The organism is Streptomyces sp. S063, from assembly GCF_002832675.1.
Classification (GTDB): domain Bacteria; phylum Actinomycetota; class Actinomycetes; order Streptomycetales; family Streptomycetaceae; genus Streptomyces; species Streptomyces sindenensis.
Genome location: NZ_CP021707.1, coordinates 1,380,747 through 1,406,266 on the forward strand (window position 1 = coordinate 1,380,747; position 25,520 = coordinate 1,406,266).

Genomic DNA, 25,520 nt, shown 5'->3' on the forward strand with positions numbered 1-25,520 from the left:
TTGGCAATCGTGTGGCGGTTTTTCGGACGGCGACGCGTTCAGCGACGCGGACGGGAAGCCGATGAGCTGGAAGACGAAGGGGGCGTGGGCGATGTCGGTCGCCGAGTCCGGTGGGGCACAGGTCAAGTCCGCGGTACGGACCGTGGAACTCCTCGAATACTTCGCGGGGCGACCCGGCATGCACTCGCTCGCCGCCGTCCAGGAGGCGGTCGGCTACCCCAAGTCCAGCCTCTACATGCTGCTGCGCACCCTGGTGGAGCTGGGCTGGGTCGAGACGGACGCGACGGGCACCCGGTACGGCATCGGGGTCCGCGCCCTGCTGGTCGGCACCTCGTACATCGACGGCGACGAGGTCGTGGCCGCCGCGCGGCCGACGCTGGACCGGCTCTCCGACGACACCACGGAGACCATCCACCTGGCCCGCCTCGACGGGACGAACGTGGTCTACCTCGCGACCCGGCAGTCCCAGCACTATCTGCGCCCCTTCACCCGGGTCGGCCGCCGGCTGCCCGCGCACTCCACCTCGCTGGGCAAGGCGCTGCTGGCCACCCACAGCGACGAACAGGTCCGCAAGCTGCTGCCCGAGACGCTGCCCGCGCTGACCGAACACACCATCACGGACCGTGAGAGGCTCATCGAGGAGCTGCGGCTGGTCCGCGAGCAGGGCTACGCGGTGGACCGCGAGGAGAACACCCTCGGCCTGCGCTGCTTCGGGGTCGCGATCCCCTACCGGACGCCCGCCCGGGACGCGATCAGCTGCTCGGTGCCGGTCGCCCGGCTCACCCCCGGCCATGAGCAGATGGTGAAGGACGCCCTGTTCGACGCCCGGGACCGGCTCTCCCTCGCGACGAGGCGGCTCTGATGGCCGGGGTGTCGCTGCGCGCGGTGGAGGACGCCGACCTGCCGCTGTTCTTCGCCTGGATGAGCGATCCGGACGCGACCCGGGTCGCCGCGTTCACCCCCGAGGACCCCACCGACCGCGCCGCGTTCGACGCCCACTGGGCGCGGATCCGGTCCGGATCCGGCGGCGTGGTGATGCGCACGGTGGTGGCCGACGGGGTCCCGGTGGGCCATGTCGGGGCGTACGGGGAGGTCGGCGACCGCCAGGTGACGTACTGGATCGCCCGCGCGCACTGGGGCCGCGGGTTGGCGACGGCCGCGCTGCGGGCGTTCCTCGACGAGACGCCCACGCGCCCGCTGCACGCCCGGGCGGCGGCCGACAACCTCGGCTCGCGCCGGGTGCTGGAGAAGTGCGGCTTCGTGGTGACCGGCACCGACCGGGGGTTCGCCCAGGCCCGGGGCGAGGAGATCGACGAGGTGCTGGTGACGCTCCGCGCGTGACCTCCCGGGGCTCCCCCTCCGGCGGGCCTCCCCCGCGCGGCGGAGGCGGATCGTCGGCGGGCAGGACGTACGGGGGCGGCCCGCGCGAAAGCCTGGCGGCATGACAGCGAACCCGCGCACCGGCACCGACGCACCACCCGAAGAACGCACCGGCACCGACGCACCACCCGGGGCGCCCTCGTACCGCATCGGCCGCGCACGGTCCGTGCTGCGAGGGGTCGCCATCGCGTCCTGCCTGCCGTACATCGGCCTCAAGACGGCCTGGGTGGCGGGCAGTCGGCTCGGCATCCCCGACGGCAGCCCGCTGCTGGACGGCGGCACCGCGTTGGCCGTCGCCAACGGAGCCACCGTGCTGATGGACGGTGGCGTCGTCGTCCTCGCGCTGCTGCTCACCCGGCCCTGGGGGCTGCGGGCGCCCGCCTGGCTGCTGGTGCTGCCGATGTGGGTGGCGAGCGGTCTGCTGCTGCCGATCATGACGGCCTACCCGGTCCAGCTGGTCGTACGGCTCCTCGGCGGTGGCGGCGGGCCGGTCGGTGAGGGGCGTTCCGAGACGTTCCTCGACCCGTGGGTGTTCGGTGTCGTCTACGGCGGCTTCATCGTCCAGGGCCTCGCCCTCGGCACCCTCTTCGCCCTGTACGCCGGGGAGCGCTGGGGTCATCTGTGGCGGGGGCGGCTGCGGGACCTGCCGACGACTCCGACCGCGCCCGCCCTGCGCGCGACCGCCGTCGCCGCCGCGTCGGCGGCCCTGATCCCCGGCGTCACCCACCTGCTGTGGGCCACCGGTTCGACGGCCGGGCTGGAGGCGGCCCGGGCGGCGGACCGCACCAGCGACTTCTACGTCCTGGAAGCTGTCAGCCTGCTCTTCGTCGTGGTCACCGCCGTCGCCGTGCTGCTGCTCGCCTTCCGGCGCACCGGCGGCCTCTCCCTGCGGCTGCCGCTGTTCCTGGCGTGGTGCGGTTCGGCGCAGCTGGCCTGCTGGGGCGGGTGGTTGAGCCTCGCCGGGCTGCTGGGCGCGGGCGAGGCGGCGGACCGGCCCACGGCGGCGACGACGGTGGCCTACGCTGTCCAGATGCTGGCCGGGGCGCTCGTCGTGACGCTGGGCGCGTACTTCTTCGCGGAGCGCGCGGCGGCTTCCGCGCCGTCCGCACGCGGCGCGCTCGACGAGAGCCGGGGGTCGTGAAGCTTCTCGCCGCGCTGTTCGGGCGGCGGGCGCGGTTGCGCTGGCTGCATCTGATCATCGGGGGCGCGCTGCTGATGCCGTACTTCCTGGTCGGCACGGTCCTGGTCGGCATGGCGGGCGGCGGGGAACCGGTCTTCTCCTCCCTGCCCGCGCAGGTGACCGCCTTCGGGCTCGCCCTGCCGATGGCGGCGGTGACCGGCTTCTTCGCCCTCGTCCGGCCGTTGTCCGTGGCCGCCGCCCGCGCCCTGTGCGGGATTCCGCCCGCCCTGCTGGCCGAGGGGCCCGCACGGACCCGGCAGGCCCGGGTGCGTACCGCCGGCTGGTACACCCTGCATCTGGCGCTCGGCGGGATCATCAGCGGGGCCACTCTGGCGCTGCCGCCGTTCGCGGTCGCGGTGATCGCCCTGCCGTTCTTCGCGGGGCTGCGCGAGACCTGGCTGCTGGACGGGCCGGAGGCGCTGCGGGGGCCGTGGGCCCTGGCCCTCGCGCCGTTCGCGGGGCTCGCGATGCTGGTGGCGCTGGCGCTGGCCGCCGCTGTGGCCGGGGAGGTGCTGGCCCGGCGGGCGCCGGTGCTGCTGGGACCGACGCCCGAGGACCGGCTGGCCGCCGCCGAGCGCCGCGCGGCGGAGCTGGCGGTGCGCAACCGGCTCGCCCGGGAGCTGCACGATTCGGTGGGGCACGCGCTGAGCGCGGTGACCCTTCAGGCGGGGGCGGCGCGGCGGGTCCTGGACCGGGACCCGGAGTTCGTCCGCGAGGCGCTGACCGCCATCGAGGAGACCACGCGGCGCACGGTCGGCGAGCTGGACTCGGTGCTGGGGCTGCTGCGGCAGGACGGGGAGCCGGACGAGGACGGCACGGCGTACGGGCCGGGTCTCGACGCGCTCGGCGGGCTGCTGGCGCACTGCGGAGTGCCGGTGGCGTACGAGCGGGAGGGCGGTCCGGAGAGCCCGGGCACGGTGGACCCGGTGGTCGGGCGTGAGGCGTACCGGATCGTCCAGGAGGGGCTGAGCAACGCCCTGCGCCACGGCGGGGGCGACGCGGCATCCCCGGTGCGGCTGCTGATCGCGGTACGGGAACGGGAGAGGGAGCTGGAGATCGTGATGGAGAATCCGCTGGGCGAGCGCCCGGCCGTGGCACGGCCCGGGGGCGGTCGCGGACTGCGCGGCATCGCGGAGCGGGCCGTCCTGCTCGGCGGCCGGGCCGGGGCGGGACCGTACGACGACGTCTGGCGGCTCACCGCCCGGCTGCCGCTGACGGTGCCGGGGCCGGAGACCACAGGCACCGCGGAGGGGCGGCGATGAGCGCGGATCCGGTGCGGGTGGTGCTCGCGGACGACGAGCGGATGGTGCGTACGGCGCTGCGGGTGATCCTGGACGCCGAGGAGGGCATCGAGGTCGTCGGGGAGGCGACCACCGGCGCGGAGGCCGTCTCCGTGGTGCGGGAGCTGCGGCCGGACGTGGTGCTGATGGACGTACGGATGCCGGAGATCGACGGCATCCGGGCCACGGAACAGATCCTCGCCACGCTGGAGGACCCGCCGAGGATCGTCGTCGTGACGACCTTCGAGAACGACGCGTACGTGTACGAAGCCCTGCACGCCGGGGCGGCCGGGTTCCTGTTGAAGCGGGCCGCGGCGGAGGAGCTGGTGCAGGCGGTGCGCCTGGTGGCGTGCGGCGACTCGCTCCTCTACCCGGCGGCGGTACGCACGCTGGCCGCCGAACACGCCGCACGGCAGCCGGCGAAGGCCCCGGCGTGGGTGGCGCGGCTGACCGACCGGGAGGCGGACGTGCTGCGGCTGATGGCGGCGGGGCTGACCAACGCGGAGATCGCCGGCCGGCTCTCGGTGGGCCCGGCGACGGCGAAGACACATGTGGCGGCGGTCCTCGCGAAGACCGGCGCCCGGGATCGCACCCAGGCGGTCATCGCGGCGTACGAGTCCGGTTTCATCACCCCGGGCTGAGCCGGGCGGCGTCGCGCGGCCGGTGAGAAAACGGTGAGAAGCGGCACGATCCGGAACGGCCAAAGCGGGCCCGCTCGTCCCTCCAGCGGGATGAACAAGACAATCAGGCGCGCTTCGGTCTTCTGCCTGCTCATGGTGCTCGCCCTGCTGGTGCGGGCGACGTGGGTGCAGGGCTACGGGGCCAAGGCGCTCGCAGACGACGAGCACAACCGGCGGAACACGATCGCGCGGTACGCGCAGCCGCTCGGGGACATCATCGTGGCCGGTTCGCCGGTCACCGGATCGAAGGGGACCAGGGGTGGCGACCTCCGCCACAAGCGCACGTACACCCAGGGCGAGCTGTACGCGGCCGTCACCGGCTACAGCTCGCAGGCGTACGGGGCGACCCAGCTCGAAGGCATTCACAGCGACGTCCTGGACGGCACGGACGACCGGCTGAAGAACCCGAAGGACCTGATCACCGGCGGGCAGGCGAAGCCGGGCAACGTCCTCACCACCATCGACCCGGGCGTCCAGAAGGCGGCGTACGAGGCGCTCGGCGACGACAAGGGCGCGGCGGTGGCGATCGACCCGAAGACCGGCCGGATCCTCGGCATGGTCTCGACCCCCTCGTACGACCCCTCGAAGATCAGCGGGACGACGGACGGGGACGCCTGGCGGAAGCTGCTGGACGATCCGGACAAGCCGCTGGTCAACCGGGCGCTGCGGCAGCCGCTGGCACCGGGCTCCACCTTCAAGCTGGTGGTCGCGGCGGCGGCGCTGGAGAACGGCCTCTACGGCTCGGTCGACGAGCGCACCGACAGCCCCGACCCGTACACCCTGCCCGGCACCAGCACGATCCTGCGCAACGAGAACGCGTCCGCGCCCTGCGAGAACGCGACGCTGCGCACCGCGCTCCAGTACTCCTGCAACAACGTCTTCGCGAAAGCGGCGGCCGACCTCGGCCAGGACAAGGTCAAGGAGATGGCGGACGCGTTCGGCTTCGACACCGAGAAGCTGGACGTCCCGGTGCGGGCGGCGAAGAGCGTGTATCCGACCGGCATGGACCAGGCGCAGACGGCGCTGACGGGGATCGGCCAGTTCGAGGTCACCGCGACCCCCCTCCAGATGGCGATGGTCACCTCGGCGCTGGCCAACGGCGGTGAGCTGGCGGCGCCGCACATGGTGTCGTCGGTGACCGACGGGGACGGCACGGTGCTGGAGGAGGCCGAGGACGGGGACACGAAGCGCGTGGTGGAGGAGGAGACCGCCGAGCAGCTGCGCAGCGCGATGGTGACCGTGGTCGAGAAGGGCACCGGTACCAACGCGAAGATCGCCGGGGCCGAGGTCGGCGGGAAGACCGGCACCGCGCAGAACGGTGTGGACAACAGCAACACCCCGTACGCCTGGTTCACCTCGTACGCGAAGGACGAGCGCGGCGGCAAGGAGGTCGCGGTCGCGGTGATCGTCGAGGACTCCGGCTCGGCGCGCTCCGAGGTCAGCGGCAACGGGCTGGCCGCGCCGATCGCGCAGAAGATGATGAAGGCGGCGCTGGAGGGGTGAGCTCGTGGCCGAGAGCCCCCGGGCCCCACAACTGAGCTCACTTTCAGCCTATTCGGCGCCCCGGCCGGTCCCGGGACGCCGACGTGCCGACGTGTCCGGCGGGCCGGCGTGCCGACGTGCGACGTGGGGGAGGCACGGGGATGGCCCCGGCGGTGGCGATGCCCGCGGAGGACGTCCGAGGACACCTAGGGCATCCGCCCGATGCCGCCGGACGGCCTTACTCCCCACCATGAGCCGCACACAGCGCGGATGCGCGGCTCGGAGCATGGAGCGGAGAGGACGGCGGCGGCATGGGTGGCGGTTCGGCGGTGGTGAGGGTTCTGCGGGACCGGACGGCGGGGCGCTGTCTCGCGGGGGTGGTCGTCTCCGGTTTCGGTACGTCGGCGATGTGGCTCACGGCGGGCATCTGGGTCAAGTCGCTGACCGGGTCGAACAGTCTGGCGGCGCTGACGGTGTGCGCGATGTGGGCGCCGGTGCTGGCCGGCCCGGCGCTCGGCGCGCTCGCGGACCGGATGGGCCGGAAGGTGCTGCTGGTGCGGGGCAATCTGGTGATGGCCTGCCTGCTGGTCCCCTGGTGCTGGTGGACTCCGGCCGCACCGTGTGGCTGCTCTTCGCGGTGCTGGCGCTATACGGGGCGATCGGCGTCGTGCTCGACGCGGCGGAGGCGGCGCTCGTCGCGGGGACCGTGCCCGCCTCGCTGCTGGCGGATTTCAACGGGTTGCGGATGACGGCCAACGAGGGCATGAAGCTGGTCGCCCCGCTGGCGGGCGCGGGGCTGTACGTACGGTTCGGCGGTCCGGCCGTGGCTCTGTCGGCGGCGGCGACGTGCGCGCTGGCCGCCCTGGTCCTCGCCCGGCTGCCGGTGATGAGTCCGCCTCGGGGCCCGGCCCCGGCGGGTTCCCGGCGCGATGACCTCACCGCCGGGGTGCGGCGGATCCGCGCCTCGGCCGTGCTGCGCCCGCTGGTGACGGCGGGGGCGGTCACGATGCTGCTGGCGGGCGTGAACGGGGCCGTGACCTTCGCGTACGTCGACGAGGTGCTCGGCCGGGCCCCGGCGTACGCGGGCGTGCTGTACGCGGTGCAGGGCGCGGGTTCGGTGGCGGTCGGGGTGCTGGCGGGCCCGCTGCTGCGCCGGCTGCCCCAGCGGGTGTTCGCGGCGGGCGGGATCGCGTTGTTCGCGCTGGGGGTCGGGGCGCGGACGGTGGAGCCGGACGCGGTGGCGCTGGGGGCGAGCGCGGCGATCGGGTTCGGCCTGCCGTGCGTGCTGGTCGCGGCGATGACGGCGGTGCAGCGGGAGACGCCGGACGCGGTGCTGGGGTGTACGGCGGCGACGGCGGGCTCACTGATGACGGCGCCCAACGCGGTGGCCCTGGCCCTGGGGGCGGGGCTCGTCGCGGTGGTGGATGTGCGGGTGCTGACGGCGTCGGCCGGGGCTGCGGGGGTGCTGGCCGCGGTGGCCCTGGCGGCGGGCGCACGACTGCGCCGGGGAGCCCCCGGGGCCATGGACCCGGCAACCGGGCCCGCACCGTCCGGGCCGGGGGCCGGCCCCGCCTCACCCCAGCCGTGAGAGTGCGGCGGCGACCGCCTCCAGGTCCGGGCCGGAGGCCAGTCCCGCGTGGTACAGGCGCAGTTGGTCCGCGCCGAGCGAGGCGGCGTGGGCCGCGTCGCGCTCCAGGGTGTGGGGGCTGCCACCCATCCCGGTGACGACCCCGAAGTTGGCGGCACGCACTCCGCCGCGCCCGGCGAACGGCCCGAGGACCGCCTCCCGTACGGCGTCGGCCCCGGTGCAGGGCAGCACCACCCCGTCGGCCACGGCGAGGATGTGGTCCGGTTCGACACCGACGTTGGCCCCCGTTCGGTACGGCACGGGGTCGGCGTGCAGCAGCACCTGGAAGCCGGGCGGGGCCGCCGCCCGTACGGCCGCGACGGCCGCTTCCTGGAACGCGCGGGCCACCCGGCCGCGCCATCGCAGGGTGGCGTCCGCGGACGTCGGCCCGAGCAGCCGCGCGATGCCGTCGCGGCCGGACTCCCGGGACCCGCCGCCGGACCAGGCCGGCTCCAGGGCCCGGCGTACGGCGGCGGACAGCGCCTCCGGGTCGACGCCCACGTCCCCGTACCCCTCGCGGCACACCGTGCAGAAGCACAGCGACATCAGATACTGCGCCGCGTCGCCGAGACCGACGCCCGCCACCTTGTCGTGGGCGTGGAGGTGGGCGAAGCCGTACCAGCCGCAGGACTCCAGTTCGGTGCCGCGCGCGCCGGGCCGGGCGGCGGCTTCCGCCGCGAGGTCCACGAGGTGGTCACGCACGTCGGGGCGGGCGATGCAGGGCGCCCAGGGGTAGCGGTCACCGTAGGCGTTGACCACCGAGGTGTCCGGGTGTTCCGCGCCGAGCCGGGAGCTGTGCGCGAGGACCACCCAGCTGTGCACCTCCAGGCCCGCGGCGGCCAGCACCTCGGCGGCCTCCCCGTACGGATCGTCGCCGGGCGTCCACGTCTGGCGGTACGGGGCGAGGGCCCGGCCCGCCCAGCGGTCCGGGTCCGGCGGGTAGAGGACGGCGGCGTGCTCGGCGGTCACGATGCGGTGGGCGGGGTGGCGGGGGGTGAGGGCGCGGGTGGAGTGGTAGGCGGAGGCCAGGGTGACCTGCCGGACACCGAGCCCGGCGATCCGGCCGGCTGCGTCCGGGTCCCCGACGACGTCCCAGGGATAGAGAAAGACGCCCGCCTTCACGCCCGGCCTCCCGAAGCGGCGTGCCCCTCGTCGGAGTACCCCTCAGCGGAGTGTCGGACCCCGGCCTCGACCCGCGCGATGTCGGGGGCGAACGCGGTCACGGGAAAGAAGGGCGCCCCGGCGACTTCGCGGAGCCGGGCGGCGAGGGGGGCTGAGGTCACGGGCGCTCCCTGAGCAGATTCAGGCGTGCACAAGTCTGATCGATGTACATATTTCTGAACACCGTCACGCTAAGACAGCTTTCAGCAACAGGTCAAGGCGGAGGCGGCTCTTGACATCGCCGTCACTCACCTTTAGCTGCCGCCCACCCATGTGCATGTCAGCCAGCAACGGAGAGGCCGGGTCGACGGAAATCCGGGCGACGCGGAGGCGTCCGGGCGGGCAGGATACGGCCATGCCGAGACCTTCCGGATTCCAGTACGAACAGCAGGGCGACCAGAGCGTCACCATCACCCACCACGGCAGGCCCGCGGGCACGCTGCGCGGCGGCCGGGCGGAGAAGTTCCTGGCCGAGGTGGTGTCGGGCGACGCACAGCTGGTGATGGCGCGCTGGACGGGCGCGTACAAGCACGGCAACGAGCGCACGGCCCGCAACCACCCGCGCAACCGCCGCTGAGCCGTTTCCGGGCCGCCGACCGCCGCTGAGCCGTTTCCGGGCCGCCGGGGTACCGCTGCCGGACGGCCGAAAAGCATCTGGTGGACAGAGGGAAAGGTAAGGGAACGGCAAAGCCGGGTCGTTCGTTACTCCGTGCATGACCGCAATGACCCCCGGCTCGAACATTCCCCTCTCCGCCGCCCGTGTGGCGGTGGACGTCGCCGCTCCGGTGCGGCTCGACGTCTCGGGCCTGCTGCTCACCGCCGACGGCAAGGTGCGCTCCGACGACGACTTCATCTTCTACAACCAGCCCTCGGGCCCCGGCGTGACCTACCGCGCCGGCGGGGGCTCGGCGCCCGACGCGATCGTGGTGGACACCACCGCCGTGCCGCCGGGCATCGAGAAGATCGTCGTGACCGCGAGCCCGGACGCCGCGGGCCAGACCTTCCAGGGCATCGAGCCCACCGCCACCGTGCGCAACGCGGACGACGGCAGCGCGCTCGCCACCTTCACCCCGCCGCAGCTGGGCGCCGAGACGGCGCTCGTGGTCATCGAGGTCTACCTGCGCAACGGCGCCTGGAAGGCCCGCGCGGTCGGCCAGGGCTACGCGAACGGGCTGGCCGGCATCGCCACGGACTTCGGCGTCTCGGTCGAGGAGCCCGCGGCCCCGGTCGCGGCCCCGGTCGCGCCTCCGGTTCCGGCGGCCCCCGCCCCGGTCGCGCCCCAGCCCCCGGCCCCGGTCGCCGCCCCCGTCGACCCGAGGATCGCCCCGCCCGCCCCGCCCGCTCCCCCGGCGGCGCCCGCCGCGGGCTCCGGGAAGATCAACCTGGACAAGGGCCGGGTCAACCTCCAGAAGAACCAGACCGTGTCCCTCGTGAAGGGCGGCGCACCGCTGCTCTCGCGGGTCAGGATGGGCCTGGGCTGGGAGCCCGCGTTCCGCGGCAAGGACATCGACCTGGACGCGTCGGTGATCGCCTACGGCCCCAACCGCAACCACCTGGACAGCTGCTACTTCGGCAAGCTGACCATCCTCAACGGGGCGATCAAGCACTCCGGGGACAACCTCACCGGTGAGGGCGCGGGCGACGACGAGACGATCGTCGTGGACCTCGGCCGGATCCCCGCCGATGCGACGGGCCTGGTCTTCACCGTGAACTCGTTCACCGGCCAGAAGTTCACCGAGGTCGCCAAGGCCTACTGCCGGCTGATCGACGACGCCTCCGGCGAGGAACTGGTCCGCTTCGACCTCACCGGCGCCGAGCCGCAGACCGGCGTGATGATGGCCAAGCTGATCAAGCAGTTCACTGGCGAGTGGGAGATGACCGCGATGGGCGAGTTCGTGAAGTCGCGCACCGTGCGGGGCATGGTGAAGCCCGCCGCCCAGGCCCTCTAGACGTGTCCGGGGCACCTGAACCGGCTGGGTTCAGGTGCCCCGGATACGGAGAAGGCGGGCGTCTCAGAGCTTGGTGAGCTTGGAGTAGGGGCTCAGGATCCTTCCCTGTCGCCCCGAGAAGTCGATGAGGACCGCGTCATTGTCGCCCTCGACAGCGAGAATCCTGCCGAGTCCGAACTGGTCGTGCGACACCCTGTCGCCCACATCGAAGCATTCGACCGGTGGGGCCTCCTGGGCCGGGCGGTTGAAGGGACTGGACGGCAGGTGACGCCGGGAACCGGCTGACTGTTTCATCAAGTCGAGTATGCGCCCTGTGAAGGCCCGACGCCATGCCCGTCTGCCGCTCGACGCCCAGACGTACCGCATTCGTGACCCGCGCCGCCCGGCCCGGGCAGCACTTTCCCCGGCCTCCGGCGGCAGAACCCCACCGAACGGGGCGCCGGAAAAGCACCCCGAACGTGTGGTGGTGCGAGCTCCCTCAGCCGCCCGCGCGCGACCGGGCCTTGAACGCCGCCTTGCGGGCGTCCTTGGCGGCCTTCTTGTCGCTGTGGAGACGGCCCATGGCCTCCAGCACATCGGCGGTGGCCGGGTGGTCGACGCGCCAGACCTCGTCGAAGAAGCCGCTGTGCTGGGCGGAGAGGCCCTCGATCAGACCCTGGAGCTCGTCCAGCTCGCCGTCCGCGTCCAGGTGGGCGGCGATGGTGTCGATGGCCAGCCAGAAGATCATGTCCTCCGGCGGGGCGGGCACGTCGGCGGCGCCGCGCTCCGCGAGCCAGACGCGGGCGAGGCCGCCCAGTTCCCGGTCGCCGAGCACCGCGCGTACGGCGGGCTCCGCCTCGGGGCCGGCCAGGGCGAGGGCCTGCTGGCAGTGGAGGCGGCGCAGCGGTCCGCCCTCGTCCGTGCCGCGCGCGGCGGCCAGCAGTTCGGCCGCCGCCGACACCGCGCCGTCGGCGTACCCCGCGAGCCAGAGCTTGACCTCGGCGCGGGCGGCGGACTCGGGGTAGTGGGCGATGCCGTCGAGGAGAGCGTCCGCGCCCTTGCCCGCGAGGTCGCCCACGGCGGGGGCGTCCACCCCGGCCTCCAGCATCCGGGCGCGGATGCCGTAGAGACCGAGGGGGGTGAGTTTGACCATGCCGTAACGGGTGACGTCGTCCTCGTCGCCCCCGACGGCGTCCACCGGTGCCTCGTCCTCCTCGACCATCAGCGTCTCGTCGACCGGCCGGTACTCGACGATCCCGATGGGTTCGAGGAGCCGGAACTGGTCGTCGAGGCGCATCATCGCCTCCGATACCTGCTCCAGGATGTCGTCGGTGGGCTCGCCCATGTCGTCGGGGACGATCATCGACGCGGCGAGGGCGGGCAGCGGGACCGGTCCTTCGCCCGCGCCGTTGTCCGCGAGGGTGAGCAGGTAGAGGTTGCCGAGGACGCCGTCGAGGAATTCCGCCTCGGCCTCCGGGTCCCAGTCCAGGGCGTCGAAGTCGATCGAGCCGTCCTCGCCGACGAGGTCCGTGAAGTCGTCCAGGACGGGCGCGGTGGCGTCAGCGTGCACGGCGTCCAGACCGTCGAGCCAGATGGACAGGACGTCCTGGGGGGAGCCGCCGGTGAGCAGGGCCAGGTTCTCGCCCGCGGAGGCGGTGCCCTCGGCGCCGTCCTCCTCGGGGTCGGTGACGTCGAGGAGGCCGGTGTCCACGGCGAGCCGCCAGGCCTCGCTGGCGTACGCGGCGCCGTCGTCGTCGGCCGGGAGCCCGAGGTGCTCGGCGGCGGCGGGCAGTTGCGCCTCGACGAGTTCGCCGCCGGCGCCGACCCGGGTGTCGGGGCCGGCCCACCGGGCGAGCCTGACGGCCCGGACGAACAGCGGAGCGGCGAGCGCGTCCCGTGCCAGTTCGGCCTCGGAGTTGAGCCGCACCGGCGGCAGGGAGGGGCGCTCTGCGGACATCGGGGGTTCTCCTCGGTGCGTGCTCGGGGGCGTACGGAGTGCGTACGCGGTTCAGCCGCCCAAGCCTAGACGCATTTCACCGCATGCCGCCCACGGCTTCGACCGCTTGCCCTCGTTCGCTTTCCCCGCATGCCGCCCGAGGCTTCGACCGCTTGCCCCTCTTACGCGCCCCCGCCCGGTTCCATGCTGAGCACGGGCGTGTAGCGGTGCACGCCGCCGCCGGTCATGCCCGGGTACTTCTGGACGCGTTCCCAGAGCGGGGACGGGGATCCGACGCCCTCCCCGGGTGCGGCGAGAGCCGCGATGTGGTGCTCGGCGCTCTCCCACTCGGCGTAGTTGAGGACCCGGGTGCCGTCGGTGCCGGCATGGAAGTGTGCGGCGATGCCGCCGGCAGGCAGGCTCTCCTCCTCGCCGAGCGCCTCGAACACGCTGTCCACCCAGTCGCGTTGGCGCGCCGCGTCGGGCCCGTCGAACTCGACGTCGACGATGACGACGCAGCCGGTCTCCCGGGTGTCGCCCTCGGCCCTCGGCCCGGAGCGGTACAGCTCGTACGTGTGCAGCGCGAGCCGTTCGATACCGGGAACGGCCGCGTCGATCTCGGCGTTGCGGGCGTCGCGCTCCTCCCGTACGAAGTCCTGGTAGGCCTGTTCGCCGGTCCACTGGGAGTAGTGCAGCAGGGTCGCGCCGTCCTCCCCGGCGTAGACGCTGTAGGAGAGCAGCCCGGGATGCGGCCACTCCCGGCTCCCCCAGGCCTTCCGGATCGCGTGGACGGCGTCCTGCTGCCGCTGCGGTGTCCCGACGTTCCAGGTGCTGGCCTTGGCGATCCGGGCGTCGGCGCGGGCCGGGTCGGGGCGGTCGGTGAAGTGCGTGGTCATGACGGCGTTCCCCTCTCGCACGCACCGCTCGGTGCGCGTGACCACCACGTTCACACCTCAAGTTCGGTTGAGGTCAAGGCCGTTCCGCCGGATGTCATCGGATGCCGCCGTACCGCGTTCGCCCAGGGCGTGAGGGGCGCGGGTGCGATCCGCCGGTGGGCCCGCTCCCGGGCTGTGCCGTGATCACCTGTGATCTCCCGGCGTCAGCCGCCGAGTTCGGTCCGCCAGGCCGTCGTGTTGAGTTCGTCCATCAGCCGGATGTCGTGGCCCTCCAGCGGGAAGACCCGCACCGGGAGGCCGGGGGCGGCCGAGATGGCCAGGGCGTCACCCTCGACGAGGTCGCCGCCCTCGGGTGTGGAGACCCAGGCGAGGATCGATTTCACGGTGAGGCCGGGGTCGAGGAGCAGCTTTTCGGGGCCCGGGTCGCTGCCGAAGTACGAGCCGTCCTGGTTGACCTTGACGGGGAGTGGGTTGCCGTCCTCGCCGAGGGCCTGGACCCAGGGGTAGCCGTCGACGGCGTAGGGCTTGCGGCCGCAGTTGGTGAGGGTGAGCACGACGGCCCGGTGCATCATTCCGGTCTCCACCGGGCCCATGTCCACCACGACCCCGGAGGTGGGGCACGTCCCGGGCGGGGCGGGGGTCGGGCCGGTCTGCGCGGGGGCGCCGTAGGCGGGCGCGTCCGCCCCCGGCGTGGGGGTCGGGGGCAGCGTCTCGGCGCGGACGATGCCGGGCCCGGACGCGGAGGCGGACGGGGTGGGGTCCGGCCGTTCGCCCTCGCCGGCGGGGACGAGGAAGCCGGAACAGCCGGTCAGTGCCGTCAGTGCCGCCGCCGGCAGGGCCACCCGGACCCGTCTCCGTACCCGTACGCCATCACTCATGTCGCCCACCCCTCGCCGCGGCCGGTCGTCCGCGCGTTCGATCGTGTCAGAGGAACGGCAGCGGTCCCCACTCTTCAGCAGCTCTTGCCGTTCACCACAAGGAGATCTAAGTGGACCTTTACGGTTCCGGGCGTTGAGACTGCCTCCATGACCACCACCCCACCGCGCCCCTTCGGCCGCACGCTCTGCGCCATGATCACACCCTTCACCGCCACCGGCGCCCTGGACCCGGACGCCGCCCGCGCACACGCCGCGCGCCTGGTGGCCGAGGGCTGCGACGGGATCGTCCTCAGCGGCACCACGGGCGAGTCCCCCACCACGACCGGCGCCGAGAAGTCCGCCCTGCTGCGGGCCGTCCGGGCCGAGGTCGGCGACGGGGTGCCGCTGCTCTCCGGCGTCGGCGGCCCGGACACGGCGTCCACCCTGCGCCTGGCCCGGGAGGCCGAGGAGGCGGGCGCCGACGGGCTGCTGGTGGTGAGCCCGTACTACAGCCGCCCGCCGCAGGCCGCCGTCGAGGCGTACTTCCTGCGGGTGGCCGAGTCCACCGGTCTGCCGCTGATGCTGTACGACATCCCCGGCCGCACCGGCGTCCGGATCGAGCCGGAGACCCTGCTGCGGCTGGCGGACCACCCGCGGGTGGTCGCGGTGAAGGACTGCTCCTACGACCTGCTCGGCGCGACGAAGGTGCTGGCCCGCACTTCGCTGGCGTACTACTCGGGCAGCGAGGAGCTGAACCTGCCGCTGTACGCGGTGGGCGGCGCGGGCTGTGTCAGTACGGTCGCGAACGTGGCCCCTCGCCAGATGCGGGCGCCGCTGGACGCGTTCGACGCGGGCCGCACCGACGAGGCGGCCCGGCTCAACGGACTCACGGCCCGGCTCGTCGAGCTGATGATGGCGAGCGGGCTGCCCGGCACCGTCACGGCGAAGGCGCTCCTGGACGCGGGCCCGGTCCGGGAACCGCTGCAGCCCGCCGGGCGCGAGGCGGCCGACGGGCTGCGGAAGGCGTACGAGGAACTCCTCGCCGCCTGCTGAGGCGGAGAGCGAACGGCTCAGTTGTGGGCGTGCAGGACCTCGTTCAGGCCGCCCCAGACCGCGTTGTTCGGGCGGGCCTCGACGGTGCCGGTGACCGAGTTGCGGCGGAAGAGGATGTTCGAGGCGCCGGACAGCTCGCGGGCCTTGACGACCTGACCGTCCGGCAGCGTGACGCGCGTACCGGCGGTGACGTACAGACCGGCCTCGACGACGCACTCGTCGCCCAGCGCGATGCCGACGCCCGCCTCGGCGCCGACCAGGCAGCGCTCGCCGATGATGATGCGCTCCTTGCCGCCGCCGGAGAGGGTGCCCATGGTGGAGGCGCCGCCGCCGATGTCGGAGCCGTCGCCGATGACGACGCCCGCGGAGATCCGGCCCTCGACCATGGAGGTGCCGAGCGTGCCCGCGTTGAAGTTGACGAAGCCCTCGTGCATGACGGTGGTCCCGGCGGCGAGGTGCGCGCCGAGCCGGACGCGGTCCGCGTCGGCGATGCGGACGCCCTGGGGGGCCACGTAGTCCGTCATGCGCGGGAACTTGTCGACCGAGGTGACCTGGAGGTGCAGGCCCTCGGCGCGGGCGTTGAGCCGCACCCGCTCCAGGTCGTCGACGGCGACCGGGCCGAGCGAGGTCCAGGCGACGTTGGCGAGCAGCCCGAAGAGGCCGTCGAGGTTCTGGCCGTGCGGCTGGACGAGCCGGTGCGAGAGCAGGTGCAGGCGCAGGTAGGCGTCGTGCGCGTCGAGCGGCTTGTCGTCGAGCGAGGAGATGACCGTGGACACGGCGACGATCTCGACGCCGCGCCGGGCGTCCACGCCGATCGCCTTGGCGGCGCCCTCACCGAGCCGGTTCACGGCCTCGTCCGGGGTGAGCCGCTGCGTACCGGCCGGGCCGGGGTCCAAGGTCAGCTCGGGGGCGGGGAACCAGGTGTCGAGGACGGTGCCGTCACCGGCGACGGTGGCGAGGCCGGCGGCGACGGCGCCGGTGGTACGGGCAGAACCCTGGGAAGTCGTGTCGGTCATGAACAGCAACCTAACCGGCCGGGGCCCGCTCGGGCGAACCGGTCTCAGCGTGCGGCCCCTTTCCCGTCACCCGCGCCCGCTCCCTGGGCCCGGGGAGCCGTCGCGCCGCCAGCACCGCTCCCCCGGCGGTCGCCGCGAGCAGGGCGCAGAGCGGCCAGAGCAGCCCGGGCGCCGCCGCGTACAGGGCGGCCCCGAGCGGTGGGGCGAGCACCTGCCCGCTGATCGACGCACCGGCGTACAGGCTCTGGAAGCGGCCCTGGGCGTGGCCGGGCGCCTGGTCGGCGACGTAGGCGGTGGCGGGGGTCTTGTAGAGGATCTCACCGAGGGTCAGCGAGAGCATCATGGTGACGGCGAAGAGCACGCCCGCGCCGGGGATCAGGACGGCGTAGCCGAGCCCGACGAGCAGGAGTCCGGCACCGACGAGGCCGAGTGGGGTGCGGCGGCGCAGGGCGTGGGCGGCGGGCAGTTCGAGGCAGAGGATGACGCCGCCGTTGATGGCGAGCAGCCAGCCGTAGAGCTGGGTGGTGTGCCCCTGGTCGGTGAGGAAGACCGGCAGGGTCGAGTACTGCTGCCGGTAGACGACGTCGACGACCACGATCGCGGCGAGCAGCACCAGGACGGCCGGCCTGGCCCGCAGTTCACGCCAGAGGCCCGGGGCGTCCGGGTCATGGGAGCGCACCGCGTGGGCGCTGCCGCGGGCCGGCAGGATCCGGGCGGCGTAGAGCGCGAAGAGCAGGGTGCCGAGGCCGTCGGCGACGAAGAGCCAGTCGTACGAGAAGCGGGTGGCGACCAGTGCGCCGAGCGGCGGGCCGATGGCGAAGCCGCCGTTGGAGGCGAACCGGAAGAGGGCGAAGCTCTGGCGGCGGCTTCCGCCCCCGGGTACGGAGACCGCGACGAGTGCGGCGTTGGCGGCGCGGACGACGCCCGCCGCGTACTGGGCGACCGGAAGCACCGCGTACAGGGCGGCGACCGGCAGGACGGGCAGGACGACGAGCGCCGCGCCGCTCGCACAGGCGCCGGTCAGCAGGGCGCGGCGGTGGCCGAAACGGTCGCCGAACCAGCCGCCGGTGAAGTTCCCCGCGACCAGGCCGATGCCGCCGACGCCGCTGATCACTCCGGCCTGGGTGACGCTCAGGCCGCGCGGCCCGACGAGGTACACGAAGAGATAGACGAAGGTGAAGCTGACGACGGCGTTGAGGAATGCCCCCAGCGCCAGCAGCCGTACCGTCCGCGGCACTCCGCGCACCATGCCCATCCCCCGCCCCCCTCTGGACGACCCCGCCGCACACGCCAGTGAGTTCCTTATGGGAACTGACTATGGCAGCATGATTCCATCGGGGTCAACCGAAAGGCCCCGGCGGGGTGGGCGGGGCGGACAGCGGCCACAACCGGAGGACGACCATGCCCCAGCGCACCAGCCTTGCCGACGCCGACTGCTCGATCGCCCAGGCGCTCGACGTCGTGGGCGACTGGTGGACGCTGCTGATCGTGCGGGACACCGCGCGCGGGGTGCACCGGTTCGACGCGCTCCAGCGGGAGTTGGGCGTCTCGCGCAAGGTGCTGACCGAGCGGCTGCGTCTGCTGGTCGACGCCGGCGTGCTGACGCGGGAGCCGTACCAGGACCGCCCGGTCCGGTACGAGTACCGCCTGGCCCCGCGCGGCCGGGCCCTGCTGCCCGTGCTGATCGCGCTCCAGGACTGGGGCGACACCTGGGTACTGGGAGAAGGGGAGACGATGGCCACGACGACGGAGGCCTCGCAGGAGGCGGCCCGGGTGCGGGCGCTCAAGGGGACGCGGCTGCCGGAGCTGCGGCTGCCGGGGGACGACGGCCGGCTCCACGACCCGGTCGCCGGCACCCCGTACACCGTCCTGTACTGCTTCCCCAGCGCCTACGCCACCCGCGACGCCTATCCGCCGGGCTGGGCGGGGATTCCGGGGGCGAGCGGCTGCACCCTCGAATCGTGCACGTACCGCGACCAGTTGGCCGACTTTACGGCGGCGGGCGCGACGGTGCACGGGGTGTCCGTGCAGCGCCCGGACGAGCAGCGCGCGTTCGCGGAGAAGGAAGGGCTGCGCTTCCCGCTGCTCTCGGACGCGGACCTGGCCCTGACGGCGGCGCTGCGGCTGCCGACGTTCCGGGCGGCGGGCGTGAGCAGACTCAAGCGGCTGACGCTGGTGGTGGACCGGGAGCGGACGATCCACGAGGTGCTGTACCCGATCACGGACATCGGGGCGAGCGTGCGGGAGGCGCTGGAGACGGTGCGCCGCGGGGCGGCCTGAGCGGAGGTCACGACGGGGTCAGGCGTCGCCGCCCGCGACGATGCGCTCGAGCATCACGCGGGCGTACGGCGCGTCGAACGTTCCCCCGGTCAGCAGGACCTGGAGGCAGACGCCGTCCATCAGCGCGACGAGGGCCCGAGCGGTCTCCGGATCGGTGCGCCGGGACAGCAGCGCGACGGCCTCCTCGGTCCACTCGGCGGCGACGGGGCGCAGCGCGGGACGGCGCAGGGCCGCGAGGTACAGCTCGTACTCCAGCTCGATCACGCCGCGCTCACCCGCGAACCACCCCTCGAGCAGCCGGGTCAGCTCCTCCGCGAGGCCGGCTCCCTCCACGCCCTTCTCGGCGCCCTCCTCACGCCGCCCGGCATCCCCCTCATCCCGTCCGGCGTCTCTCTCATCCCGCCCGGCGTCTCCCTCCTCGGCGAAGAGCCCGCTGGAGCGCAGTGCCTGGACGAAGTTCTCGTTGCACCGGCGCAGGGCGGCGACGAGGAGTTCGTCGAGCGAGGCGAAGTGGTACGTGGTCGAGCCGAGCGGCACATCGGCCTCGGCGGCAACGGTGCGATGGCTGAGCCCGGCGATGCCGTCGGCCGCGATCACGGACAGCGCCGCGTCGATGATCCGCGTCCGCCGCCCGGGGTCGTACCGGCGGGCCATCAGTGGGCCCCTCCCAGGTTCAGGACGACGACCCCGGCGACGATCAGGGCGATGCCCGCGATCTTGACCAGGCTGCTGGACTCCCCGAGGAAGAGGATTCCGATGAGGGCGACGGCCGCGGTGCCGACGCCGGCCCAGATGGCATACGCGGTGCCCACGGAGAGCGTCTTGAGGGTCTGGGCGAGCAGGGTGAAGGCGACGAGGTAGCCCACCACCGTGCCGATCGAGGGCCAGAGCCGGGTGAAGCCCTCGCTGTACTTCATGGCCGTCGTCCCGGCCACCTCCGCCGCGATGGCACCGGCGAGCAGTCCGTATGCGTATCCCATGTGTACGACTGTACTCAACGTTGCGTACGTCCGTACATATCATCGGCCCGCGTCAGGGGCGCTACGGTGTGCCGACTGAACGAACGGCCCGGCCGACCGGGCCGACGACGCGACGGAGAAGCAGTGGCGCAGGATGCAGGGTGGGGCGGTGGCCCGTACGGGGGCGCACCTCACGGTGGGGGGCCCTTCCACGGGGGCGCGCAGGGACCGGGCGGCGGCCGGCACAGCGGATGGGCCGCACCGCCCAAGCCGGGGGTGATACCCCTGGCGCCGCTGAGGATCTCGGACATGCTCAGCGGCGCCTTCACGACGCTCGGGCGGTACTGGAAGCCGCTGATCGGTATGGCGCTGACGCTGTTCGGCGCGGCGACGCTCGTGATGATCGTCGCTCTGGTGGTGGCCGGCTCCGCCGTCGCGAGCCAGTGGGACGAGCTGACCTCCGACTCCCCGGGGTCTCCGGACGCGGCGCAACTGATCCCGCTGGGCGTCGCGTTCGGTGTGCTGATGGTCGTCGGCCTGATCGCCTACCTGCTGGCGTCGGCCGTGGTGCAGGCGGCGGTTCCCGTCGTCCTCCAGGAGGCCGTCCTCGGCCGGCCGATCCGTTTCGGGGAGGTCTGGAAGCGGGCGTGGGCGCGGGTCTGGTCGGTCATCGGCACGGTGTTCCTGACCGGGCTGATCATGCTCGTCCCGATGGCGCTCTTCCTGGCCGGCTTCGCCGGGCTGATGATCTACACGATCTCGCTGGGGGACGAGCACGGCGTCGTGCCGCTGATCGTGACCGGCCTCATCGGCGCGCTGCTCATCGGCCCGTTCGCGATCTGGCTCTGGGTGCGGTTCTCCCTGGCCCCGACCGTGGTGGTCTTCGAGGGCCAGCGCCCGGTCGCGGCCCTGCGCCGCTCGGCCCAGCTGGTGCGCGGCACGTGGTGGCGGGTCTTCGGCGTCGGGCTGCTCGCCTACGCGCTCGCGTCCATGATCGGCTACATGATCCAGATGCCGTTCCAGATGATCGGCATGCTCCCCGGCCTGTTCGAACCCGAGGAGATGGGCACCGACCCGAGCGGCGGGGAGCTCATCGCCCTGTTCGGCGGTCTGATCCTGGTGTCGTTCATCAGTCAGCTGATCGCCCAGCTGTTCACGGCGATCTTCCCGCCGCTGGTGCTCGGCCTGCTCTACGTCGACCTCCGCATGCGTACGGAGAACCTGGGCCCGGTCCTCGCCGAGGCGGCGGCCTCGACGCTGCCCGAGCAGTACGGGCCACCGCCGCCCGCCCACGTCTGACGGCCTGCCGCACGGAAACGGCCATGCCCGCCGGTGTTGCCCGGCGGGCATGGCCGTCAGCGCTCTTCGGGGCGCGGGATCAGACGTTGAACCCCAGCGCGCGGAGCTGCTCGCGCCCGTCGTCGGTGATCTTGTCCGGGCCCCACGGCGGCATCCAGACCCAGTTGATCCGAAGCTCGTTGACGATGCCGTCCGTGGCGGACTTCGCCTGGTCCTCGATGACGTCGGTCAGCGGGCAGGCCGCGGACGTCAGGGTCATGTCGAGGGTGGCGATGTTGGCGTCGTCGACGTGGATGCCGTAGATCAGGCCCAGGTTGACGACGTCGATACCCAGCTCGGGGTCGACGACGTCGTACAGCGCCTCGCGGACCTCCTCCTCGGAGGCCGGCTTCATGGTCGCGGTCTCGTTGTCGCTCATGCGGTCTTCCCTTCGGACAGCGCCTTGGCCGTCGCGTCCTTCCACGCCATCCAGCTCAGCAGCGCGCACTTGACCCGGGCGGGGTACTTGGAGACGCCGGCGAACGCGACGGCGTCCTCCAGCACCTCCTCCATCGCGTCGTCCGGCTCCAGCTGGCCCTTGGACTGCATCAGCTCCAGGAAGGCGTCCTGGATCTTCTGCGCCTGGGACAGCTCCTTGCCGACGAGCAGCTCGTTCAGCACGGAGGCGGAGGCCTGGCTGATGGAGCAGCCCTGGCCCTCGTAGCTCACGTCGGCGATGGTCTCGCCGTCGTACTTCACGCGGAGCGTGATCTCGTCGCCGCACGTCGGATTGACGTGGTGCACCTCGGCGTCGCCGTCCCGCAGGCCGCGCCCGTGGGGGTGCTTGTAGTGGTCCAGGATCACTTCCTGGTACATCGAATCAAGCTTCACCAGTCAGCCCTCAGCCGAAGAAGTTCCGGACGTGCTCCAGGCCGTCCACCAGGGCGTCGACCTCGGCGGGCGTGGAGTACAGATAGAACGACGCTCGCGTCGTCGCGGGAATTCCGAACCGCAGGCAGACCGGGCGGGCGCAGTGGTGGCCGACCCGGACGGCGACGCCCTGCTCGTCGAGGACCTGACCCACGTCGTGCGGGTGGATGTCACCGAGCGTGAAGGAGATCGCCGCGCCACGGTCCTCGGCCGTCGCCGGACCGATGATCCGCAGGTCGGGAACGTCCAGGAGGCGCTTCACCGCGTATTCGGTGATCGCCTTCTCGTGCTGGTGGATCCGCTCCATGCCGATCGCGGTGAGGTAGTCCACGGCCGCGCCGAGGCCGACGGCCTGGGCGATCGGGGGCGTACCGGCCTCGAACTTGTGCGGCGCCGGGGCGTACGTCGACGAGTGCATCGACACGGTCTCGATCATCTCGCCGCCGCCGAGGAACGGCGGCAGGTCCTCCAGGAGCTCCTGCCGCCCCCACAGCACGCCGATGCCGGTCGGGCCGACCATCTTGTGGCCGGTGAAGGCCACGAAGTCCGCCTGGAGCGCCTGCACGTCGAGCACCATGTGCGGGGCCGCCTGCGAGGCGTCGATGCAGACCAGCGCGCCGACCTGCTGGGCACGGCGGATGATCTGCTCGACCGGGTTGACCGTGCCCAGGATGTTGGAGACCAGCGTGAAGGAGACGATCTTCGTCTTCTCGGTGATGATCTCGTCGATGTTCGACAGGTCGAGCCGGCCGTCGTCGGTGATGCCGAACCACTTCAGCTTCGCGCCGGTGCGCTGCGCGAGCAGCTGCCACGGCACGATGTTGGAGTGGTGCTCCATCTCCGTGGTGACGATCTCGGTGTCGCGGTCCACCCGATAGGGCTCGTCCGCCCAGCCGAGCATGTTCGCCACGAGGTTCAGCGACTCCGAGGCGTTCTTCGTGAAGATCACCTCGTCACGGCTGGGTGCGTTGATGAAGGCGGCGACCTTGTCGCGGGCGCCCTCGTACAGCGCGGTGGCCTCCTCGGCGATCGTGTAGACGCCGCGGTGCACGTTCGCGTTGTGGCGCTCGTAGTACGCGTTGAGCGCGTCGAGGACCTGGCGCGGCTTCTGCGAGGTCGCCGCGGAGTCCAGGTAAACGATCTTCTTGCCGTCGTGGACCGTGCGGTCCAGGATCGGGAAGTCCTTGCGGATCGCCTCGGTGTCGAGGAGGCCGGAGAGCCCCTGTCGGGCGTCAGTCACGCGGAAGCGCCACCCTTCGTGTAGGCCTCGTAGCCCTCGTTCTCCAGCTGGTCGGCCAGCTCGGCACCGCCGGAGGCCGCGATCCGGCCGTTGGCGAAGACGTGCACGAAGTCGGGCTGGATGTACTTGAGGATGCGGGTGTAGTGGGTGATCAGCAGGGTGCCGACCTCGCCGGTCGCGCGGACCCGGTTGACGCCCTCGGAGACGGTCTTGAGCGCGTCGACGTCCAGGCCGGAGTCGGTCTCGTCCAGGACGGCGATCTTCGGCTTGAGGAGCTCCAGCTGAAGGATCTCGTGGCGCTTCTTCTCACCGCCGGAGAAGCCCTCGTTGACGTTGCGCTCGGCGAAGGCCGGGTCCATCTGGAGCTCGGCCATCGTCTCCTTGACCTCCTTGACCCACGTCCGCAGCTTGGGGGCCTCGCCGCGGATGGCGGTGGCGGAGGTGCGCAGGAAGTTGGAGACCGAGACGCCGGGGATCTCGACCGGGTACTGCATGGCGAGGAACAGGCCGGCGCGGGCCCGCTCGTCGACGGACATCTCCTGGACGTCCTCGCCGTCCAGAGTGACCGAACCGCCGGTGATCGTGTACTTGGGGTGACCCGCGAGCGAGTACGCGAGGGTGGACTTGCCGGACCCGTTGGGGCCCATGATGGCGTGGGTCTCGCCCTGCTTCACGGTCAGGTCGACGCCCTTGAGGATCTCCTTCGTGGCGTTGTCGGCCTCGACGGTGACGTGCAGGTCGCGGATTTCAAGCGTTGCCATGGGTGACTCAGGACTCCTGGGTGACGGAGACGAGCACATCGTCCCCTTCGATCTTTACGGGGTATACGGGGACGGGGCGCGTCGCGGGAAGGCCGGACGGCTTGCCGGTGCGGAGGTCGAACGCGGATCCGTGCAGCCAGCACTCGATCGCGCAGTCCTCCACCTCGCCCTCCGAGAGGGAGACGTTCGCGTGCGAGCAGATGTCGTTGATCGCGAACACCTCGCCCTCGGTGCGGACGACGGAGACGGGTGTGCCGTCGAGCTCCACCCGCTTGGGGGTGTCGTCCTCCAGCTCACTCAGCGCACAGGCTTTGACGAAGGACATCAGACGGACGCCTTCAGCTCGGCCTCGATCTTCTCGATGAGCCGCTCCTCGACGTCCGGCAGACCGATCTGCTGGACCAGCTCGGCGAAGAAGCCGCGCACGACCAGGCGGCGGGCCTCCTCGGCCGGGATACCGCGGGACTGGAGGTAGAAGAGCTGCTCGTCGTCGAAGCGGCCGGTCGCCGAGGCGTGGCCCGCTCCGACGATCTCGCCGGTCTCGATCTCCAGGTTGGGCACGGAGTCGACCCGGGCGCCGTCGGTGAGGACGAGGTTCCGGTTCATCTCGTAGGTGTCGGTGCCCTCGGCCGCGGCCTGGATGAGGACGTCGCCGATCCAGACGGCGTGCGCGCCGTCGCCCTGGAGGGCGCCCTTGTACACCGCGTTGGACTTGCAGTGCGGGGTGTTGTGGTCGACCAGGAGGCGGTGCTCCTGGTGCTGGCCCTTGTCGGTGAAGTACAGACCGAAGAGCTCCGCCTCGCCGCCGGTGGCTGCGTAGGCGACCCGGGGGTGCAGGCGGACGACGTCGCCGCCGAAGGTGACGACGATCGACTTGAAGGAGGCGTCCCGGCCGACCAGTGCGTTGTGCTGGCCGACGTGGACGGCCGTGTCGTCCCAGTCCTGGACGGAGACGACGGTCAGCTTGGCGCCGTCGCCCAGGACGTAGTCGACGTTGGCGGCGAGCACCGCGTCGCCGGTGTGGTCGATGACGACGACGGCCTCGGCGAAGGCGCCCAGCTCGATGAGCTGGTGGCCGAAGGCGGTGCCGCCCTCGCCGTGCACGGCGATCCGGATCGGCTCGGTGAGCACGGCTTCCTTGGCGACCGTGACGACCGAGGCCTGCTCGAAGGAGCTGTAGGCCTGGGCGGCGACCCGGTCGACGGGGGTGCCCGCCTTGCCGAGCCGGGAGTCGTCCCGGCCGACGGTCTCGACCGTGACACCCTCGGGGGCCTCGATGGCGACCTTCACGCCGCTGCCGGTGGCGACCGCGGTGCCGTCGTGCAGTCCGCGCAGGCGCTCCAGCGGCGTGAAGCGCCACTCCTCCTCGCGGCCGTGCGGGACGGGGAAGTCCGCGACGTCGAAGGACGGGGGTGCGCTCATGCGCGTGGCGACGGTCGACTCGGCGGCGACCGCGATGGAGCCGGCGGTGGTGGAGCCCACCGGAGTGTTCTGAGCCTCAGCCATGGCTGTCGTAGTGCTCGCTTTCTCAGTCAAGAAGGGGGGTGGTTCGGTGGGGCGGGGACGGCCGCGCACGGCCGTCCCGGTGGTCCTCGG

Annotated in this window: 27 protein-coding genes and 1 pseudogene; 12 read left to right on the forward strand and 16 right to left on the reverse strand. The window is 72.6% G+C overall.

Annotated features, from left to right (window positions below):
• The first annotated feature begins 91 nt into the window (after nucleotides 1-91).
• From CCZ36_RS06185 to CCZ36_RS06215, 7 genes and pseudogenes are all read left to right on the forward strand, one after another.
• Nucleotides 92-862 (forward strand): IclR family transcriptional regulator, encoded by a 771-nt coding sequence (locus CCZ36_RS06185; protein ID WP_069739502.1) that lies wholly within the window; start codon nucleotides 92-94, stop codon nucleotides 860-862.
• Nucleotides 862-1,341, forward strand: a complete 480-nt coding sequence (locus tag CCZ36_RS06190; protein ID WP_128817170.1) for a GNAT family N-acetyltransferase — start codon at nucleotides 862-864, stop codon at nucleotides 1,339-1,341. Before CCZ36_RS06185 ends, CCZ36_RS06190 begins: the two co-directional genes overlap by 1 nt.
• A gap of 100 nt (nucleotides 1,342-1,441) precedes the next feature.
• Nucleotides 1,442-2,521 (forward strand): hypothetical protein, encoded by a 1,080-nt coding sequence (locus CCZ36_RS06195; protein WP_237302598.1) that lies wholly within the window; start codon nucleotides 1,442-1,444, stop codon nucleotides 2,519-2,521.
• Nucleotides 2,518-3,822, forward strand: a complete 1,305-nt coding sequence (locus CCZ36_RS06200; RefSeq protein ID WP_128817171.1) for a sensor histidine kinase — start codon at nucleotides 2,518-2,520, stop codon at nucleotides 3,820-3,822. Before CCZ36_RS06195 ends, CCZ36_RS06200 begins: the two co-directional genes overlap by 4 nt.
• Nucleotides 3,819-4,481 (forward strand): response regulator transcription factor, encoded by a 663-nt coding sequence (locus tag CCZ36_RS06205; protein ID WP_069743196.1) that lies wholly within the window; start codon nucleotides 3,819-3,821, stop codon nucleotides 4,479-4,481. Before CCZ36_RS06200 ends, CCZ36_RS06205 begins: the two co-directional genes overlap by 4 nt.
• Before the next feature lie 90 nt (nucleotides 4,482-4,571).
• Nucleotides 4,572-6,023 carry a peptidoglycan D,D-transpeptidase FtsI family protein gene (locus tag CCZ36_RS06210; RefSeq protein WP_069743195.1) on the forward strand — a complete coding sequence of 484 codons (1,452 nt, stop codon included), beginning with the start codon at nucleotides 4,572-4,574 and terminating at the stop codon, nucleotides 6,021-6,023.
• A gap of 290 nt (nucleotides 6,024-6,313) precedes the next feature.
• A pseudogene (locus tag CCZ36_RS06215) lies at nucleotides 6,314-7,590 on the forward strand (MFS transporter).
• On the opposite strand, the gene CCZ36_RS06220 reads toward CCZ36_RS06215, so the two are convergent.
• Together CCZ36_RS06220 and CCZ36_RS34715 are read right to left on the reverse strand one after the other, a co-directional pair.
• Nucleotides 7,576-8,751 (reverse strand): hypothetical protein, encoded by a 1,176-nt coding sequence (locus CCZ36_RS06220; RefSeq protein WP_069739487.1) that lies wholly within the window; start codon nucleotides 8,749-8,751, stop codon nucleotides 7,576-7,578. The pseudogene CCZ36_RS06215 and the gene CCZ36_RS06220 overlap by 15 nt on opposite strands.
• On the reverse strand, nucleotides 8,748-8,912 hold the full coding sequence (locus tag CCZ36_RS34715; RefSeq protein ID WP_164873449.1) for a hypothetical protein: 165 nt from the start codon (nucleotides 8,910-8,912) through the stop codon (nucleotides 8,748-8,750). The genes CCZ36_RS06220 and CCZ36_RS34715 overlap by 4 nt, the downstream gene beginning before the upstream one ends.
• A 233-nt stretch (nucleotides 8,913-9,145) precedes the next feature.
• On the opposite strand from CCZ36_RS34715, the gene CCZ36_RS06225 reads away from it, so the two are divergent.
• Nucleotides 9,146-9,367, forward strand: coding sequence for a hypothetical protein (locus CCZ36_RS06225; protein ID WP_010070345.1), 222 nt, complete (start codon nucleotides 9,146-9,148; stop codon nucleotides 9,365-9,367).
• Nucleotides 9,368-9,503: 136 nt separating this feature from the next.
• Nucleotides 9,504-10,739 (forward strand): TerD family protein, encoded by a 1,236-nt coding sequence (locus CCZ36_RS06230; protein WP_128817172.1) that lies wholly within the window; start codon nucleotides 9,504-9,506, stop codon nucleotides 10,737-10,739.
• Between the two features lie 63 nt (nucleotides 10,740-10,802).
• Here CCZ36_RS06230 and CCZ36_RS06235 read toward each other — a convergent pair whose 3' ends face one another.
• The 4 genes from CCZ36_RS06235 to CCZ36_RS06250 all read right to left on the reverse strand — a co-directional run bounded on the left by CCZ36_RS06235 (nucleotide 10,803) and on the right by CCZ36_RS06250 (nucleotide 14,428).
• Entirely contained in the window at nucleotides 10,803-11,033 is a 231-nt protein-coding gene (locus CCZ36_RS06235; protein WP_003969918.1) for a hypothetical protein, read from the reverse strand.
• Between the two features lie 184 nt (nucleotides 11,034-11,217).
• Nucleotides 11,218-12,675: a hypothetical protein gene (locus CCZ36_RS06240; protein WP_069739490.1), complete on the reverse strand. Its 1,458-nt coding sequence runs from the start codon at nucleotides 12,673-12,675 to the stop codon at nucleotides 11,218-11,220.
• A gap of 161 nt (nucleotides 12,676-12,836) precedes the next feature.
• Nucleotides 12,837-13,550, reverse strand: a complete 714-nt coding sequence (locus tag CCZ36_RS06245; RefSeq protein ID WP_128817173.1) for an antibiotic biosynthesis monooxygenase — start codon at nucleotides 13,548-13,550, stop codon at nucleotides 12,837-12,839.
• A 203-nt stretch (nucleotides 13,551-13,753) separates the two neighbouring features.
• Nucleotides 13,754-14,428, reverse strand: coding sequence for a DUF4232 domain-containing protein (locus CCZ36_RS06250; protein WP_128817174.1), 675 nt, complete (start codon nucleotides 14,426-14,428; stop codon nucleotides 13,754-13,756).
• A gap of 147 nt (nucleotides 14,429-14,575) precedes the next feature.
• On the opposite strand from CCZ36_RS06250, the gene dapA reads away from it, so the two are divergent.
• The gene (gene dapA, locus CCZ36_RS06255) at nucleotides 14,576-15,460 is read left to right on the forward strand and encodes a 4-hydroxy-tetrahydrodipicolinate synthase (RefSeq protein ID WP_069739491.1); all 885 of its coding nucleotides are present in this window, start codon (nucleotides 14,576-14,578) and stop codon (nucleotides 15,458-15,460) included.
• Between the two features lie 17 nt (nucleotides 15,461-15,477).
• On the opposite strand, the gene dapD is transcribed toward dapA, so the two are convergent.
• Together dapD and CCZ36_RS06265 are read right to left on the reverse strand one after the other, a co-directional pair.
• On the reverse strand, nucleotides 15,478-16,476 hold the full coding sequence (dapD, locus tag CCZ36_RS06260; RefSeq protein ID WP_069739506.1) for a 2,3,4,5-tetrahydropyridine-2,6-dicarboxylate N-succinyltransferase: 999 nt from the start codon (nucleotides 16,474-16,476) through the stop codon (nucleotides 15,478-15,480).
• Between the two features lie 10 nt (nucleotides 16,477-16,486).
• Complete coding sequence (locus CCZ36_RS06265) at nucleotides 16,487-17,731, reverse strand: MFS transporter (protein WP_069739492.1); 1,245 nt, start codon at nucleotides 17,729-17,731, stop codon at nucleotides 16,487-16,489.
• 146 nt (nucleotides 17,732-17,877) lie between these two features.
• On the opposite strand from CCZ36_RS06265, the gene CCZ36_RS06270 reads away from it, so the two are divergent.
• Complete coding sequence (locus CCZ36_RS06270; protein ID WP_069739493.1) at nucleotides 17,878-18,756, forward strand: winged helix-turn-helix transcriptional regulator; 879 nt, start codon at nucleotides 17,878-17,880, stop codon at nucleotides 18,754-18,756.
• Between the two features lie 18 nt (nucleotides 18,757-18,774).
• Here the strand turns inward: CCZ36_RS06270 and CCZ36_RS06275 are convergent, their stop codons facing one another.
• Both CCZ36_RS06275 and CCZ36_RS06280 read right to left on the reverse strand, forming a co-directional pair.
• Nucleotides 18,775-19,410, reverse strand: coding sequence for a TetR/AcrR family transcriptional regulator (locus tag CCZ36_RS06275; protein WP_069739494.1), 636 nt, complete (start codon nucleotides 19,408-19,410; stop codon nucleotides 18,775-18,777).
• A complete protein-coding gene (locus CCZ36_RS06280; RefSeq protein WP_128817175.1) occupies nucleotides 19,410-19,736 on the reverse strand; it encodes a DMT family transporter in 327 nt (108 codons plus the stop codon). The genes CCZ36_RS06275 and CCZ36_RS06280 overlap by 1 nt, the downstream gene beginning before the upstream one ends.
• A gap of 288 nt (nucleotides 19,737-20,024) precedes the next feature.
• On the opposite strand from CCZ36_RS06280, the gene CCZ36_RS06285 reads away from it, so the two are divergent.
• Entirely contained in the window at nucleotides 20,025-21,014 is a 990-nt protein-coding gene (locus CCZ36_RS06285) for a hypothetical protein (protein ID WP_069743187.1), read from the forward strand.
• 79 nt (nucleotides 21,015-21,093) lie between these two features.
• Here the strand turns inward: CCZ36_RS06285 and CCZ36_RS06290 are convergent, their stop codons facing one another.
• The 6 genes from CCZ36_RS06290 to sufD are packed head-to-tail and all read right to left on the reverse strand — an operon-like array spanning nucleotide 21,094 to nucleotide 25,430.
• Nucleotides 21,094-21,432, reverse strand: coding sequence for a metal-sulfur cluster assembly factor (locus CCZ36_RS06290; RefSeq protein WP_003969897.1), 339 nt, complete (start codon nucleotides 21,430-21,432; stop codon nucleotides 21,094-21,096).
• On the reverse strand, nucleotides 21,429-21,884 hold the full coding sequence (sufU, locus tag CCZ36_RS06295) for a Fe-S cluster assembly sulfur transfer protein SufU (RefSeq protein ID WP_010061311.1): 456 nt from the start codon (nucleotides 21,882-21,884) through the stop codon (nucleotides 21,429-21,431). Before sufU ends, CCZ36_RS06290 begins: the two co-directional genes overlap by 4 nt.
• Nucleotides 21,885-21,894: 10 nt before the next feature.
• Entirely contained in the window at nucleotides 21,895-23,163 is a 1,269-nt protein-coding gene (locus CCZ36_RS06300; protein ID WP_069739496.1) for a cysteine desulfurase, read from the reverse strand.
• Nucleotides 23,160-23,924 (reverse strand): Fe-S cluster assembly ATPase SufC, encoded by a 765-nt coding sequence (gene sufC / locus CCZ36_RS06305; protein WP_128817176.1) that lies wholly within the window; start codon nucleotides 23,922-23,924, stop codon nucleotides 23,160-23,162. Before sufC ends, CCZ36_RS06300 begins: the two co-directional genes overlap by 4 nt.
• A 7-nt stretch (nucleotides 23,925-23,931) precedes the next feature.
• A complete protein-coding gene (locus tag CCZ36_RS06310; protein ID WP_010061308.1) occupies nucleotides 23,932-24,249 on the reverse strand; it encodes a bifunctional 3-phenylpropionate/cinnamic acid dioxygenase ferredoxin subunit in 318 nt (105 codons plus the stop codon).
• On the reverse strand, nucleotides 24,249-25,430 hold the full coding sequence (gene sufD / locus CCZ36_RS06315) for a Fe-S cluster assembly protein SufD (protein ID WP_029182346.1): 1,182 nt from the start codon (nucleotides 25,428-25,430) through the stop codon (nucleotides 24,249-24,251). The genes CCZ36_RS06310 and sufD overlap by 1 nt, the downstream gene beginning before the upstream one ends.
• Nucleotides 25,431-25,520: the final 90 nt, after the last annotated feature.

Coding starts and splice junctions, on each gene's coding strand:
- CCZ36_RS06285 (WP_069743187.1), top strand. CDS start 20,025: ATGCTCAGCGGCGCCTTCACGACGCTCGGGCGGTACTGGAAGCCGCTG.
- sufC (WP_128817176.1), bottom strand. CDS start 23,924: ATGGCAACGCTTGAAATCCGCGACCTGCACGTCACCGTCGAGGCCGAC.
- CCZ36_RS06205 (WP_069743196.1), top strand. CDS start 3,819: ATGAGCGCGGATCCGGTGCGGGTGGTGCTCGCGGACGACGAGCGGATG.
- CCZ36_RS06190 (WP_128817170.1), top strand. CDS start 862: ATGGCCGGGGTGTCGCTGCGCGCGGTGGAGGACGCCGACCTGCCGCTG.
- CCZ36_RS06270 (WP_069739493.1), top strand. CDS start 17,878: ATGCCCCAGCGCACCAGCCTTGCCGACGCCGACTGCTCGATCGCCCAG.
- dapD (WP_069739506.1), bottom strand. CDS start 16,476: ATGACCGACACGACTTCCCAGGGTTCTGCCCGTACCACCGGCGCCGTC.
- CCZ36_RS06235 (WP_003969918.1), bottom strand. CDS start 11,033: ATGAAACAGTCAGCCGGTTCCCGGCGTCACCTGCCGTCCAGTCCCTTC.
- CCZ36_RS06230 (WP_128817172.1), top strand. CDS start 9,504: ATGACCGCAATGACCCCCGGCTCGAACATTCCCCTCTCCGCCGCCCGT.
- CCZ36_RS06290 (WP_003969897.1), bottom strand. CDS start 21,432: ATGAGCGACAACGAGACCGCGACCATGAAGCCGGCCTCCGAGGAGGAG.
- CCZ36_RS06250 (WP_128817174.1), bottom strand. CDS start 14,428: ATGAGTGATGGCGTACGGGTACGGAGACGGGTCCGGGTGGCCCTGCCG.
- CCZ36_RS06210 (WP_069743195.1), top strand. CDS start 4,572: ATGAACAAGACAATCAGGCGCGCTTCGGTCTTCTGCCTGCTCATGGTG.
- CCZ36_RS06245 (WP_128817173.1), bottom strand. CDS start 13,550: ATGACCACGCACTTCACCGACCGCCCCGACCCGGCCCGCGCCGACGCC.
- CCZ36_RS06280 (WP_128817175.1), bottom strand. CDS start 19,736: ATGGGATACGCATACGGACTGCTCGCCGGTGCCATCGCGGCGGAGGTG.
- sufD (WP_029182346.1), bottom strand. CDS start 25,430: ATGGCTGAGGCTCAGAACACTCCGGTGGGCTCCACCACCGCCGGCTCC.
- CCZ36_RS06265 (WP_069739492.1), bottom strand. CDS start 17,731: ATGGGCATGGTGCGCGGAGTGCCGCGGACGGTACGGCTGCTGGCGCTG.
- CCZ36_RS06195 (WP_237302598.1), top strand. CDS start 1,442: ATGACAGCGAACCCGCGCACCGGCACCGACGCACCACCCGAAGAACGC.
- CCZ36_RS06275 (WP_069739494.1), bottom strand. CDS start 19,410: ATGGCCCGCCGGTACGACCCCGGGCGGCGGACGCGGATCATCGACGCG.
- CCZ36_RS06225 (WP_010070345.1), top strand. CDS start 9,146: ATGCCGAGACCTTCCGGATTCCAGTACGAACAGCAGGGCGACCAGAGC.
- CCZ36_RS06185 (WP_069739502.1), top strand. CDS start 92: ATGTCGGTCGCCGAGTCCGGTGGGGCACAGGTCAAGTCCGCGGTACGG.
- CCZ36_RS06240 (WP_069739490.1), bottom strand. CDS start 12,675: ATGTCCGCAGAGCGCCCCTCCCTGCCGCCGGTGCGGCTCAACTCCGAG.
- dapA (WP_069739491.1), top strand. CDS start 14,576: ATGACCACCACCCCACCGCGCCCCTTCGGCCGCACGCTCTGCGCCATG.
- CCZ36_RS06310 (WP_010061308.1), bottom strand. CDS start 24,249: ATGTCCTTCGTCAAAGCCTGTGCGCTGAGTGAGCTGGAGGACGACACC.